This window comes from Spirillospora sp. NPDC000708, from assembly GCF_040299565.1.
Lineage (GTDB): Bacteria > Actinomycetota > Actinomycetes > Streptosporangiales > Streptosporangiaceae > Spirillospora.
In genome coordinates this window covers 1-13,836 of record NZ_JBEPCJ010000079.1, presented here as the reverse complement: position 1 = coordinate 13,836, position 13,836 = coordinate 1, and the positions used below count along the sequence as shown (strand labels likewise).

At 71.7% G+C, this 13,836-nt stretch carries 12 protein-coding genes and 1 riboswitch; of the genes, 10 read left to right on the top strand and 2 right to left on the bottom strand.

Annotation, left to right across the window (positions count from 1 at the left end; all coding sequences use genetic code 11):
• Positions 1-66 precede the first annotated feature (66 nt).
• A complete protein-coding gene (locus ABT299_RS39180) occupies positions 67-891 on the top strand; it encodes an MmyB family transcriptional regulator (protein ID WP_190860712.1) in 825 nt (274 codons plus the stop codon).
• Here the strand turns inward: ABT299_RS39180 and ABT299_RS39175 are convergent.
• Entirely contained in the window at positions 878-3,106 is a 2,229-nt protein-coding gene (locus ABT299_RS39175) for a serine/threonine-protein kinase (protein ID WP_500253827.1), read from the bottom strand. The two genes, ABT299_RS39180 and ABT299_RS39175, sit on opposite strands and share 14 nt — an antisense overlap.
• Positions 3,107-3,117: 11 nt before the next feature.
• Here ABT299_RS39175 and ABT299_RS39170 point away from each other — a divergent pair, with 11 nt between their 5' ends.
• Positions 3,118-3,669: an RNA polymerase sigma factor gene (locus ABT299_RS39170; RefSeq protein WP_151545333.1), complete on the top strand. Its 552-nt coding sequence runs from the start codon at positions 3,118-3,120 to the stop codon at positions 3,667-3,669.
• 114 nt (positions 3,670-3,783) lie between these two features.
• Positions 3,784-4,827, top strand: a complete 1,044-nt coding sequence (locus tag ABT299_RS39165; RefSeq protein WP_190860708.1) for a sulfotransferase family protein — start codon at positions 3,784-3,786, stop codon at positions 4,825-4,827.
• A gap of 129 nt (positions 4,828-4,956) precedes the next feature.
• Here ABT299_RS39165 and ABT299_RS39160 read toward each other — a convergent pair whose 3' ends face one another.
• Entirely contained in the window at positions 4,957-6,390 is a 1,434-nt protein-coding gene (locus tag ABT299_RS39160; RefSeq protein ID WP_500253826.1) for an alpha,alpha-trehalose-phosphate synthase (UDP-forming), read from the bottom strand.
• A gap of 133 nt (positions 6,391-6,523) precedes the next feature.
• On the opposite strand from ABT299_RS39160, the gene ABT299_RS39155 reads away from it, so the two are divergent.
• The 7 genes from ABT299_RS39155 to ABT299_RS39125 all read left to right on the top strand — a co-directional run bounded on the left by ABT299_RS39155 (position 6,524) and on the right by ABT299_RS39125 (position 13,335).
• Positions 6,524-7,471 (top strand): cation diffusion facilitator family transporter, encoded by a 948-nt coding sequence (locus ABT299_RS39155; RefSeq protein ID WP_190860704.1) that lies wholly within the window; start codon positions 6,524-6,526, stop codon positions 7,469-7,471.
• Between the two features lie 210 nt (positions 7,472-7,681).
• A riboswitch (SAM riboswitch) is annotated at positions 7,682-7,823 on the top strand.
• Positions 7,824-7,839: 16 nt separating this feature from the next.
• Positions 7,840-9,084, top strand: a complete 1,245-nt coding sequence (thrC, locus tag ABT299_RS39150) for a threonine synthase (RefSeq protein ID WP_190860702.1) — start codon at positions 7,840-7,842, stop codon at positions 9,082-9,084.
• A gap of 20 nt (positions 9,085-9,104) precedes the next feature.
• Positions 9,105-9,383 (top strand): MoaD/ThiS family protein, encoded by a 279-nt coding sequence (locus ABT299_RS39145; protein ID WP_190860700.1) that lies wholly within the window; start codon positions 9,105-9,107, stop codon positions 9,381-9,383.
• 68 nt (positions 9,384-9,451) lie between these two features.
• Positions 9,452-9,625 carry a cold shock domain-containing protein gene (locus tag ABT299_RS39140; RefSeq protein ID WP_500253825.1) on the top strand — a complete coding sequence of 58 codons (174 nt, stop codon included), beginning with the start codon at positions 9,452-9,454 and terminating at the stop codon, positions 9,623-9,625.
• A gap of 185 nt (positions 9,626-9,810) precedes the next feature.
• Positions 9,811-10,296, top strand: coding sequence for a hypothetical protein (locus tag ABT299_RS39135; protein WP_500253824.1), 486 nt, complete (start codon positions 9,811-9,813; stop codon positions 10,294-10,296).
• Between the two features lie 384 nt (positions 10,297-10,680).
• Positions 10,681-12,309 carry a chaperonin GroEL gene (gene groL, locus ABT299_RS39130; RefSeq protein WP_190860696.1) on the top strand — a complete coding sequence of 543 codons (1,629 nt, stop codon included), beginning with the start codon at positions 10,681-10,683 and terminating at the stop codon, positions 12,307-12,309.
• 435 nt (positions 12,310-12,744) lie between these two features.
• Positions 12,745-13,335 carry a phospholipid scramblase-related protein gene (locus ABT299_RS39125; RefSeq protein WP_190860694.1) on the top strand — a complete coding sequence of 197 codons (591 nt, stop codon included), beginning with the start codon at positions 12,745-12,747 and terminating at the stop codon, positions 13,333-13,335.
• Positions 13,336-13,836: the final 501 nt, after the last annotated feature.

Genomic DNA, 13,836 nt, shown 5'->3' with positions numbered 1-13,836 from the left:
TGCGAGCAGCGGCAATTCCCCGCAGGGAATGGCAGAGACGGCGATGCTGCGGCTACAACTGCTCCTGTGAGCTTCCCTCAGGCGCTACGCGAGCGCCGCCGCCACCGCCGTCTCAGCCAGCTCGAACTCGCCATCCGCGCCGGGACGACGCAGCGGCACGTCAGCTTCCTGGAGAGCGGCCGCTCCGAACCGGGACGGGCCATGGTCGTCCGGCTCGCGGAATCGCTCGAACTCCCGCTGCGCGAGCGCAACGACCTGCTCACGTCCGCCGGCTACGCGCCCGTCTACCCGCGGACGTCCCTCGACGACCCCGCGCTCGCCGCCGTCCGCACCGCGATCGAGCACGTCCTCGCCGCGCACATGCCGTACCCGGCGCTCGTGGTCGACCGGCACGGCGACCTGGTCACGGCGAACGACGCGTTCGGCGTCCTCACCGAGGGCATGGCGCCCGAGCTGCTCGAACCGCCGGTCAACGCGTACCGGATCGCCCTGCACCCGGACGGCCTCGCCCCGCGCGTCGCCAACTTCGCGGACTGGGCGCGGCACGTTCTGGACGGCCTGCGCAACTCCCTCGACCGCGACCCCGACGAGCGCCTCGCCGCCCTCCACGCCGAACTGAGCGGCTACGTCGGCCCGCGCACCGACCCGCCCGGCGTGCTCGGCTTCGCCGTCCCGCTGCAGCTGCGGACCGCGGACGGCGAGATGCGGCTCATGACGACGATGACGACGTTCGCGACCGCCACCGACGTCACCGTCGCCGAGCTGCGGCTGGAGGCGTTCCTGCCGGTGGACGAGGCGACCGCCGCGCTCCTGGCGAAGCGCGCCGCCGCCCGTCCGCCCGTCACCGACCCGCCCGGCGCTGATGCGACCGCCGGGGTCAGGGGCCGGTGACCTTCAGGTTGTCGAGGATGTCCTTCGTCGCGTTGCGGTTGTCGGTCTCCTTGACCCGGATCCACAGCCCGAACTTGCCCGCCTTGTCCTTGAGGCCGACCTCGGTCACCGACGGCGTCCCGCTCTTGCAGGCGGTGAACCGCGTGATGGTCCCGGTCAGCGCCCCGTCCGGGCTGGTGTAGTTCTCCGGCGCGCCCTTGGTGCACTGCGGGTGCACGGACGCGGTCGGCGGCGGCAGCTGGCCCGCCCGCACGTCGGTGGTCAGGCCGATGAAGACGCCCGGCCCCGCGCCGTTCCCGAGGAACTGCTGCAGGTTCGGCGTCGCGCGCAGCACCGGGCGCGGCCCGGCGTCGGTCAGGTGCACGGTCGACGGCACCCACGTCTGCTCCTGCTGCCGCGGCCAGGTCTTCGGCACCGCCGTCTTGATCTTGCCGGACGCGTCCGCGACCGCGGCGAAGTCCTTCGGGACCTTCGGCGTCTTGTCCCCGTCCTTCTTCCCGCCGCCTCCGCCGCCGGAGAGCACGCCGAGGGTCAGCCCGACGACCAGCGCGAGCGCCAGCACCGCCGCGGTGATGATCAGCGGCGTGACGAACTTGCGGGGCGCGCCACCGCCTCCTCCGGTGCCGCCCGGGCCGCCCGGACGGCCCGCGCCACCGCCGGCGCCCTTGAGCTTGCCGAGCAGGCCGCCGGCCTTGCTCTGCTTCTGCCCCTGCCCGCCCGGGCCGGGAGGCGGCTGGAAGCCGGTGGGCGGCGGGCCGAACTGCCCGCCAGGACCGCCAGGTCCGCCCGGCCCCGGCGGCGGACCCATCGGCGCGCCCTGAGACGGTCCTTGGGGCGGCCCCTGCGGGGAGCCCTGGGGCGGTCCCTGCGTCGGGAAGACGGCCGTCTTGTCATCGCCGCCCTGCGGCCCCGCCGGACCCGGCGGCTGCGCCGACGGGTAGGGGGAGGGGGCCGGCCCGAACGACCTCGTCCGGTCGTCGTCGGGAGCGGTCACCGGCTCGGGACCGCCATGGGGGCCGCCGCGCCCGGCCGGCTCGTCCATGATCGTCTGGTCGCCGGCGCCCTGCACCGGCCCCGCGCCCGCCGGCAGGTGCATCTCCGACGTGCGGTCGTCGTCGTCCTGCGGCTGGTCGAGCCGCGTGCGCAGCTCCTGCGGCGGGTTCTGCGGCGACGGCTCCTGGCCCGCGGCCACGGTCTGGCCGGGCCCGGGCTGCTGGACCGGCTCCGGCGTGCGCGCCTGCCGCGCCCCGTCGTGGTAGAAGTCCTGGATCGTCGCGTCCGGCTCGATGCGCGGCGCGGGCGGCGCGTACGACGCCAGCGGACCGCCCGCCGGACCGCCGGCGGCGGACGAACCGGGAGCGCCGGTGCTCGGCGCGGTCGTCGGCCGCAGCGTCGACAGCGCCTCGGCGAACGCCTCCGCCGTCGGCCACCGCTTCTCCCGCTCCACCTCCAGCGCCCGCAGCACGACCTGGTCGAACGCCGGCGACAGCCCCTCGCGCAGCTCGCTCGGCGGCGACTTCACCGGCGCAGGGCCCGGGGCCCTCCCGGTCAGCATGTGGTAGGTCAGCGCGCCGAGCCCGTACACGTCGGCCCGCACGTCCAGGCCGCCGCCGAACCGCGCCTGCTCCGGCGACATGTACCCGGGGGTGCCGACCGGCAGCGTGAACGCGCCCGACGCGTGCGCCAGCGCCTTCGCCAGCCCGAGGTCGGCGATCAGCAGCTTCTCGCCGCCGTCCGGCGTCGACTGGAAGAGCACGTTCGACGGCTTCAGGTCGCGGTGGATCACGCCCAGCGTGTTGATCACCTCGACGCCGTAGGCGATCTCCTCGGCCATCGCGACCGCGTCGCTGACCGGAAGTGGCCGTTCGCGCATCCGGTCGGCGAGCGTTCCGCGGTCGGCGTACGACATCACGAAGTACGGCCGCCCGTCCGGCAGCTCTCCGATGTCGTGCACCCGCACGAGCCGCTCGGAGTCGGCGCGGCGCAGGATGCGCGCCTCCTCGAGGAAGCGATTGCGCACGTCGAGGTCGTCCAGGAGGCTCCCGGACAGGACTTTTATGGCGACTTGTGAAGCCAGCGCGTCGTCATGCCCCAGCCACACAGAGGCGAACGCCCCGGATCCCAGGACGCGATCGATTCGGTAACGGCCGACAGTAGGTGGGAAGGACACTCCCGTATCATGCCCAACAAACGGGGTGAGTGTGCGAACGAGCATTGAGGCACGGCATGGCATTCGATGAGCGGACCGAAGAGCTGGCAGTGAAGGCCGCCCAGGGTGACCAGGCTGCCCTCAACGAGCTGCTGCGCAAGATAGAACCGGACGTGCTGCGGCACGCCGCCCGGTTCCTGCCCTGCCGGCAGGACGCCGAGGAGGCGTGCCAGGACGCGTTGCTGCAGGTCGCGCGGAACATCCACCGGTTCGAGGGGCGGTCCAGGTTCAGCACCTGGCTGCACGTCGTGGTCGCGAACTCGGCCCGCTCCACCTACCGCTCGCTGAAGCGCCGGTCGGTCGAGCAGGCCGGCGAGCTGCCGCAACAGCGCCCCGACCCGCGCCGCACCAGCGTCATCGCCGGCTCCCGCGTCGACATCCTCGACGCCATGGAGGACCTGGAGGCCCGCAAGCCGGACCTCATCCAGGCGCTCGTGCTCCGCGACGTGTCGCAGCTGGAGTACGCGGAGATCGCCGAGCAGCTGAAGCTGCCGCTCGGCACGGTGAAGTCGCGCATCCACGAGGCCCGCAAGCAGGTCCGGCAGACGCTCGGCGAGTCCTACACCTGACCGCCCGGTCGCTTCCGCTTCCGCAGGTCGGGGCCGTCAAGCATCGGTAATCGGGCGGCAACCGTGCGTTCAGTCGCCGGGTCCCGCGGGCCGTGCTCCGCCACCATGCGGTGCATGTCATCCGGCCTCGCGACCCCGTCCGAACGCCCGATCTTCGTGATCGGCTGCCCGCGTTCCGGGACGACGCTGCTGCGGCTCATGCTGCACTCGCATCCCCGCATCGCGCTCCCGATCGAGACGCGGTTCGTGCTCCCCGCCTACGCGGCGCGGGCACAGTTCGGTGACCTCGCGGACAGCAGGAACAGGCGCGCGCTCGCCGACTGGCTGACCACCCGGCCGGCCACCCGGTTCCGCGATCTCGGCCTGGACCCCCGCGCGATCACCGAGGAGATCGTCGCGGCGCCGCCGACCCTCGGGTCCGCCCTCGCCGTCGTCTTCCGCGCCTACGCGCGGCTGCACGGCAAGGTCCGCTGGGGCGACAAGCGCCCGAGCTACATCCGGCACGCCGGCGCGCTGCTGCGGATGTTCCCGGACGCCCAGTTCGTCCACCTGGTCCGCGACGGCCGGGACTGCGTCGCGTCCCTCAAGGAGATGCCCTGGTACGACCAGGACCTCAACCACGCCGTCTCCGTCTGGCGGGAGGCGATCGACACCGGCCGGCGGCTCGCCGCACGCCTCGGCCCGGACGCCTTCTACGAGCTGCAGTACGAGCGGCTCGTCGCCGACCCCGCCGACGAACTGCCCCGGCTGTGCGAGTTCCTCGGCGAGGACTACCACCCGGCGATGACGGCTCCGCAGTCCCTCGCGCAGCGCATCGTCCCGCCGCAGAAGACGTGGCACGACCTCACCCGCGACGCGGTCACCTGCACCCGCGTCGGGTCGTGGGCGCAGCGGCTGGACGCCTGGGAGATCAGCCTCGCCGAGGCCGCGTTCGGCGAGCGGCTCGCCGAGTACGGCTACGAGCCCAGCGGCCTGCCCAAGCCGCCCGCCGCCCGGCTCGCCCGCTTCGCGCGCACGGCGGCCCACCGCCGCATGGCGCACAGCAAGGCCGAACTCCGCGAACGCTGGCAGCGCCGCCACGAACCGAGCCCCGTCGACTGTCGCCTGGCCCCCGTCGAGCTCCCGGTGGAGGCACCGCAGGAGAAGCTCCCGAACTAGCGTCCTCGAAGGGCGGCCCTCAAGTTCTCCGCCGGGCACGGACGCGCGTTCCGCCGCGGACGCCGGTCAGCCCAAGGCCACGAACGGTCAGTCGAAGGCCGCGACGGTCGGTCGAGGGCCGCGAACGGGTCAGTCGAGGGCCGAGAGCTGGTCGGCGAACCAGCGCTGGGGCGGGAGCGCGGTCGCCGCGGACACGAGCCGGGCGCAGCGCTCGGCCCGCTGGTCGCGGGGCATCAGCAAGCCCTGGTGCAGCGCCTCCGCGGTCTGGGACACATCGAACGGGTTCACCACGAGCGCGTCCTCCGACAGCTCCGCCGCGGCGCCCGCCTCGCGCGACAGCACCAGCGCGCAGCCCCGCTCGGACAGGACGGGCCCCTCCTTCGCGACGAGGTTCATCCCGTCCCGGATCGGGTTCACCAGCAGCACGTCCGCGAGCCCGTACGCGGCGAGCGACCTCGGGTAGTCGTCGTTGACCTGAAGGATCAGCGGCTCCCACGTCGCGGTGCCGAACTCCTCGGTGATCTGCTTCGCCATCCGCTGCACGGCCGCCGTGTACTCCCGGTACTCGGGCAGGTCGTAACGCGACGGGTAGGCGAACGCGAGGTGCACCACGCGTCCGCGCCACTCCGGATGGTTGGTGAGCATCTCCCGGTACGCGGCCAGCCCCCGCACGATGTTCTTCGACAGCTCGGTCCGGTCGACCCGGACGATGAGCTGCCGGTCGCCCACCTGTTCGCGCAGCGCGCGCGCCCGCTCCGCCACGTCCTGCTGGGCCGCCCGCTCCCGCAGCGCCGCTCCGTCCACGCCGAGACCGTGGACGCCCACGCGCGTCGTGTGCCCCGCGCATGTGACGGTGCGGGCGGCGCGGTCGACGCGCGCGCCGAGCACCACCTCGCAGCAGTCGAGGAACGCCGAGGCCCAGCGCTCGGTGAGGAACCCGGCGTGGTCCGCGCCGAGGATGCCCTGGAGGACCTGCGCGCCGATGTCGTCCGAAAGCAGCCGGAAGTACTCCGGCGGAGCCCACGGCGTGTGCGAGAAGTGCACGATCCTCAGGTCGGGACGCCGGTCTCGCAGCATCCGCGGCGCCAGCGACAGGTGGTAGTCCTGGATCGCCGCCTTCGCGCCCGGCGCCGCGTCCCGCGCCAGCGCGTCGGCGAACGCCGCGTTGTACGCCTCGTAGGACTGCCAGTCGCGCCGCGCGCGCGCATCGAAGTGCGGACTGCGCGGGGTGTCGTACAGCAGGTGGTGGACGAACCACAGCGTCGAGTTCGCGACCGCGTTGTACGCCCGGTGGAACGTCGCCGCCGGGATGTCGAGCATCCGGACGGCCGCGCCGCCCGTGTCGTGCCCCGCGAGGTCGATCCGCCCGTCCGGAGCGCGCCGCGCCGCCGTCCGGTCCGCCTCACCGAGGCTCGCGCACACCCACAGCACGTCCTGCCCGGACGCGACGCCGGCGAGGCCGGACACGAGCCCGCCGCCTCCCCGCCGCATCTCCAGCGCGCCGTCGTCGGACAGCGAGAACGAAACGGGCCCGCGGTTCGACGCCACCACCACTTGGCTCATACGGGAAGGGTCTCAGTTGTGACGGGGGTGCTTCAAAGTGGCCCGGGGGGAACACTTCGGGGCCGTTCGACAGGCAGGCATCTGTACCGAAAGCACTGCGGTTAGGGGGATTTGCCCCGGGTACCCGGACGGAATGAGTCGGGCCGAGACGACCAAGACCGTCCTCGTCGCAGGGGCGGCGAACCTCATCCTCGCCATCGCCAAGCTGATCGCCGGGATGCTCGCCGGATCGAGCGCGATGCTCGCCGAAGGCGCGCACTCCGTAGCCGACACCCTCAACCAGGGGTTCCTGTTCACCTCGCTGAGGCGCAGCGCCCGCCCGCCCGACCGCCGCCACCCGTTCGGCTACGGCAACGAGCGCTACTTCTGGTCGCTGCTCGCCGCGTTCGGCATCTTCGTCGCCGGCGGCGGCTTCTCCATCTTCGAGGGCGTCCTCACGATGAGCGGCCACGGCGGCTCCGAAGGCGACGTGTGGCTCGCCTACGGCGTCCTCGCCCTCGGCGCGGTGCTGGAGGGGACGTCCTGGGTCCGCGCGTTCACGCAGGCGCGCCGCGAGACCCGCGAGAACGGCCGCGACATCGTCGACCACGTCCGCCGGTCGCCCGACGTCACCTTCAAGGCCGCGCTGTTCGAGGACACCGCCGCCATGATCGGCCTCGCGTTCGCCGCCGCCGGGCTCGTCCTGCGGCAGCTCACCGGCTCGGAGTTCTGGGACGGCCTCGCGTCCGTCCTGATCGGCCTGCTGCTCGTCGCCGTCGCGTTCGTGCTCGGCCGCGACAGCATGGGCCTGATCATCGGCCAGGCCGCCGACCCGGCCGCGCAGCGCGAGATCCGCGCCGAGATCGCCGCGGCGCCCGGCGTCACCGGCGTCGACGAGCTGCTCACCATGCACTTCGGCCCGGACGAGCTGCTCGTCGCCGCCCGGGTCAACTTCTCCGACGCCATCAGCGCCGACCAGGCCGAGGACGTCGCCGGCGAGATCGACCGCCGGCTGAAGGAGCGCGTCCCGATCGTCCGGCACGTCTTCCTCGACCCCACCCAGCGCGCGCCCGCCCGGCCCGTCGCCGACGAGCCCGCGTGATCAAGACCACCCCCGGGGTAACGTCTCACTGGGCGGACCCACCTGTCCGCCCTCCGGTCACGTCATGTAAAGTTCGCATACGAGCTCAAAGCGCTCGTTCTCTACTAGCGCTTGACTTCGATAACTGAATACCGCTCATCCAGAGGGGTGCAGGAAGCGCAGTGGCCGACGGGCCGGTCTTCCAGCTCAGCCCCCCTGACAACTGAATACCGCTCATCCAGAGGGGTGGAGGGACCGGCCCTGTGAAGCCCCGGCAACCACCCGGCTGAGGCGCACTCGCGATCCTGCGAGGCCGGCCGGGAGATGGTGCCAACTCCGGCCTGCGACCAAGGTGGCGCAGGGAAGATGGGGAGAAAGGCCTCGCCCTCATGGCACTTACGCCTGCCACTGACCTCGGACCCGCTACCGCCCTCGTCTGCCGCGAATGCGGCTCGAAGCGCGATCTCGGCCCCTTCTACGCGTGCGAGGAGTGTTTCGGCCCGCTGGAGATCGCCTACGACTTCGGCGGGATCACCCGGGCCGACATCGAGTCCGGTCCGCGCAACATCTGGCGCTACCGCGGGCTGCTGCCCGTCCCGTCGACCGTCGCCGACACCCCGAACACCGAGCCCGGCCTGACCCGGCTCGTCCGCGCCGACAACCTCGCCGAGAGCATCGGCCTGCAGCGCCTGTGGGTGAAGGACGACAGCGGCAACCCGACCCACTCCTTCAAGGACCGCGTCGTCGCGGTGGCGCTCGCCGCCGCCCGCGAGCTCGGCTTCAAGGTGCTGGCGTGCCCGTCCACCGGCAACCTCGCCAACGCGGTCGCCGCCGCCGCGGCCCGCGCCGGGATCCGCAGCGCCGTGTTCGTCCCGTCGAACCTCGAGTCCCAGAAGATCATCACGACGGCCGTGTACGGCGGGACGTTCGTCACCGTCGACGGCAACTACGACGACGTGAACCGGCTCGCGTCCGAGATCGCCGGTGAGCAGGACGACTGGGCGTTCGTCAACGTCAACGTCCGCCCGTACTACGCCGAGGGCTCCAAGACGCTCGGCTACGAGATCGCCGAGCAGCTCGGCTGGCGGCTGCCCGACCAGATCGTGGTGCCGGTCGCGTCCGGCTCCCAGCTCACCAAGATCGACAAGGCGTTCCAGGAGCTGATCAAGCTGGGCCTGGTCGAGGACAAGCCGTACCGCGTGTTCGGCGCCCAGGCCGCCGGCTGCGACCCGGTGTCCGCCGCGTTCAAGGCGGGCCACGACGTCGTCCGCCCGGTCAAGCCCGACACCATCGCCAAGTCGCTGGCCATCGGCAACCCGGCCGACGGTCCCTACGTGCTGGACGTGGCGCGCCGCACCGGCGGCGCCGTCGAGGACGTCACCGACGAGCAGGTCGTCGAGGGCATCCGGCTGCTCGCCCGCACCGAGGGCATCTTCGGCGAGACCGCCGGCGGCGTCACCGTCGGCTGCCTGCGCAAGCTCGTCGACGCCGGCACCCTCGACCCGGCCGCCGAGACCGTGATCATCAACTCCGGGGACGGGCTGAAGACGCTGGACGCCGTCGCGCCCGTCGCCAAGCCCAGCGCCAACATCGCCCCGACGCTGGAGGCGTTCCGCGCCGCCGGCCTCGCCTGAGAACGAGAAGGAGCCAGCACATGAGCAGCGTGTCCGTCCGCATCCCGACGATCCTGCGGACCTACACCGGCGGCGAGGCGGAAGTGAAGGCGGAGGGCGCGACCCTGCGCGCCGTGGTCGCCGACCTGGAGGCCAGCTACACCGGGATCGCGGCCCGCATCCTGGACGACGCCGGCAAGATCCGCCGGTTCGTCAACGTCTACGTCGGCGACGAGGACGTCCGGTTCGCCGACGGCCTCGACACCGCGACCCCCGCGGGCAGCCAGATCTCGATCATCCCCGCGGTCGCGGGCGGCTGACCGCCACCGGCCATCCGGCCGCCGTCCCCGAGCGCCGTCGCGGCCGCCGGGCGGGGTCGACTCCGATCATGCCGGGGTCGACCCCACCCGCGGCGCGGCGCCGCGGAGGCCGCGACGTCTTCGTCCACCATTCGGCGATCCGGATGGACGGCTACCGCACCCTCGAACAGGGCCGGCGCGTCGAGTTCGAGATCACCCAGAGCGACCGCGGCCCTCAAGCCGACGCCGTCCGCCCCCACTGACCCGCCCGGCCTGTTCGTGCCGGAGACATGGGGATACGATCAAGGTCGGCTTTCGGTACCCGGACCGCTGTCCCGCCCCAGTGATCCATGACGCAGGGGTGAGGCTCATGGAACGGTCGATGGCGTGGCAGGGCGGACCCGATGTTCCGTCCACGACCTGGCGCGGCGGGGCCAACGTCCCGTCCATGACGTTCGGGCGGTTGAACGCCACCTGGCCATTGGCCTCGCTGAGGCTGAGCCATTCCGGAATCGTCCTGACCGCCGTTCGCAAGCGGTTTCACCTGACCGCGGCCGACGTGGTGGCGGCCTTTCCCTGCTCGAGCTCGCCGCTCAGCAAAGGGATCGGCATCGAAACCCGCGACGGCCGGGTACTGGTCTTCTGGACCTCCGAGGCCTCCGCCGTCCTTCCCGCGCTGCAGGCCGCGGGCTTCCCGGTCTCGCCCGCACCGCGCAACGCCTTCCAGGAGATCCGCGCCGCTCGCCGGCGCGTCGCCCCGGCCGGCTCGGCGAGACGCCGGCTCGCCTTGCGCGGAGTCCTCCTCTCGGCCGGGCTCCTCTGCATCGTGCTCCTGAAGCCGATCCTGCTGCCGGACTACTCCTGGACCATGCTCGTCTTCGCCCTGCTGGCCTTCGCCGTCCTCAACGGTCTGCTCTACCTGCGACGGAAGTGACCCGCCCTCCCGCCCACAACATGACGGCCTTGCCCCCTCCACCCAAGGCCGAGCTTTTCGTGAACAGTGGGGCACGGACCGGCACAGCAGGGCGCAACATGACATGTCCGGCGAATCGCTGGAGTACCGCGGCGCAGGTCAGAGCCCTTCCGGGCGGCCCGGCGAAGACGAGTGCGGCGAGGCTGTGCGGCGCTTGCACTCGGCAGGGTAGAGTGCTAAAAAACGGTTGGCACTCTACTGTGGAGAGTGACAGCTTCACAGTCTGGGTCGGGGCGACGAGGCCCCAGTCCGGTGGCGGAATGGCAGCCGCCGGGCACGGGGCCGTCCGTCGCGGGCGTCGGCTCGATCCTTTAAGCCACCTTGTTCCGGGAGGACTAGGAGCCTATGGCTGCAAAGATGATCGCGTTCGACGAGGAGGCCCGGCGCGGCCTCGAGCGCGGCATGAACCAGCTCGCCGACGCCGTGAAGGTGACCCTCGGTCCCAAGGGCCGCAACGTCGTGCTGGAGAAGAAGTGGGGCGCCCCCACGATCACCAACGACGGTGTGTCGATCGCCAAGGAGATCGAGCTCGAGGACGCCTGGGAGAAGATCGGCGCCGAGCTCGTCAAGGAAGTGGCGAAGAAGACCGACGACGTAGCCGGTGACGGCACGACGACGGCGACCGTGCTGGCCCAGGCGCTGGTCCGCGAGGGCCTGCGCAACGTGGCCGCCGGCGCCAACCCGATGTCGCTGAAGCGCGGCATCGAGGCCGCGGTCGAGCGGGTCAGCGAGGAGCTGTCCAAGCTGGCCAAGGACGTGGAGACCAAGGAGCAGATCGCCTCCACGGCGTCCATCTCCGCGGGCGACCCGCAGATCGGCGAGATGATCGCCGAGGCGATGGACAAGGTCGGCAAGGAAGGCGTCATCACGGTCGAGGAGAGCCAGACCTTCGGTCTGGAGCTCGAGCTGACCGAGGGCATGCGCTTCGACAAGGGCTACATCTCGCACTACTTCGTGACCGACCCCGAGCGGATGGAGGCGGTCCTCGAGGACCCGTACATCCTGATCGTTCAGGGCAAGGCGTCGGCCAACAAGGACCTGCTGCCCGTCCTCGAGGGCGTCATGCAGTCCGGCAAGCCGCTGCTGATCATCGCGGAGGACGTCGAGGGCGAGGCCCTGGCGACCCTGGTCGTCAACAAGATCCGCGGCATCTTCAAGTCCGTGGCCGTGAAGGCCCCGGGCTTCGGCGACCGCCGCAAGGCCATGCTCGGCGACATCGCCACGCTGACCGGCGGCCAGGTCATCAGCGAGGACGTGGGTCTCAAGCTGGAGAACACCACGACCGACATGCTGGGCCGCGCCCGCAAGGTCGTCATCACCAAGGACGAGACCACCATCGTGGACGGCGCCGGTGACGCCAACGAGATCGCGGGCCGGGTCAACCAGATCCGCACCGAGATCGACAACACCGACTCCGACTACGACCGCGAGAAGCTCCAGGAGCGCCTGGCCAAGCTCGCGGGCGGTGTCGCGGTCATCAAGGCCGGCGCCGCGACGGAGGTCGAGCTCAAGGAGCGCAAGCACCGCATCGAGGACGCCGTCCGCAACGCGAAGGCCGCGGTCGAGGAGGGCATCGTCCCCGGCGGTGGCGTCGCGCTGCTGCAGGCCGGCACCAAGGCGTTCGACAAGCTGGAGCTCGCGGGCGACGAGGCCACCGGTGCCAACATCGTCAAGCGCGCTCTGGAGGAGCCGCTGAAGCAGATCGCCGTGAACGCCGGCCTCGAGGGCGGCGTCGTGGTGGAGAAGGTCCGCAACCTGACCCCGGGTGAGGGCCTGAACGCCGCGTCCGGCGAGTACGTCAACATGTTCGACTCCGGGATCCTCGACCCGGCCAAGGTGACCCGGTCCGCGCTGCAGAACGCCTCGTCGATCGCCGCGCTGTTCCTGACCACCGAGGCCGTCATCGCCGAGAAGCCCGAGAAGAACCCGGCCCCGGCGGGCGGCATGCCCGACGCCGGCGGCATGGACTTCTGATCGAGCCCATGACCCGGACGATCGGGACCGGCTGACCGTACCGGCGGCCTCACGATCGTGTGGTGACCCAAGGGGCGGTTCCTTCGGGAACCGCCCCTTTCGGCGTCTTCGAACGCGACCTCATGGACTTCGAAGGCGGTCTCAAGGACGCGGCCGGTTCGGGAACGTCGGGAACGCGGGGGCCGCCGCCGGCCGTTCCAACAGCGGGTGCGGTCTCCCGGCCGACAGGAGATGCTTTCCGCGCGGAACCGGACGGAGGGCGGGTGTGCAGGTGAGCGGCCTCGTCCCGGCGCCCGCCCGTGCGGACCGTCCCGGACGGCTTCCCCTGAGGGGCCGGTGTTGGCAGTATCGCCGCTTGGACGGCGCGTCCCGCATGCGCCGCCCGACGGACTCGGCGGACGGCCCGCGCGAGCGGCCGATGAGGCAGGAGAACGCGTGAGCGAAGTGTTCAGCTCCCCGGTGCTCAAGGTGGAACAGCCGCGCAGGGGCCCGTTCGCCAAATCGCGATACCGGGTCCTCGACGGCGACGGCACGGTCCTGGCCGTCGCCGGCGAGACGGGCGAGAAGGGGCGCGCGGAGACGCTGCGGACGCTCTTCCCCGGCAAGTCCGACCTCGACGCCCACGTGGTGCTGCTGACCACCCCGAGCGGCGAGCCGCTCTTCGTGGTGGACAAGCGGCGGGGGCGCGAGCTGACGGAGGTCCACGGCTCCGAGGGAGAACTCGTCGGCTCGTTCATCACCGAGCGCGTCGGCCGCCGGTACGTCCTGCGGGACGCGGAGGGCGGCAGGCTCGGCACGATCTCGGTGGACCTGCCGCGCAACAACTTCGAGGTGATGGACACCGACGGCGGGAAGGTGGCGCACGTCCGTAAGAAGTGGGCGGGCCTCGCCACGCACCTGCTGACCACGGCGGACAAGTACGACGTCGAGATCTTCGACCCGGTCCGGGAGCCGCTGCGCACGATGGCGGTGATGACGGCGATCGTCATGGACCTGAACCTGCACGAGTCGAAGGACATCACCTGACCTGACCGGCGTCCACACGCAACTCCCGCTCGCACGGATGTGCACGCGGACGTGCACGCGGACGCGTCGTGGCCTGCTCAGGTGACCGTCGCCAGCGGACGGAGCCGGCCGGGCCGACGGCACACCGTGGCCCGGCCGGGCCTTCTCGCGGGGCGTCGGCAAAGAATTTTTCTGCCGGACGGAACGACTGGAATGCCCCTTTCGGCGCGGGCGTTCCATGACAAACCTCAAGGTCAGAGGGGTGGGGTCGGGGGCGCCCGCGCCTGAGACGTCCGAACCGTCCCCGCCGGTTGCCGCGAGCCGGTTTGACGTCGTCGGTCGGTGGGCATACTGTTCACTTCGCCCCACAGGGGAGCGGGACGCCGGAAGGCGGCCGGCCCGATGGGGAAACCACCACTCAGCAGCCGACGCGGCTTCGCCGTGTCAGCCGTGCGGTGATGGCATCGGTAAGGGCCGATTTTGCAAATCGCGCCGGATCTGATGAAATGGCAACACCGCCCG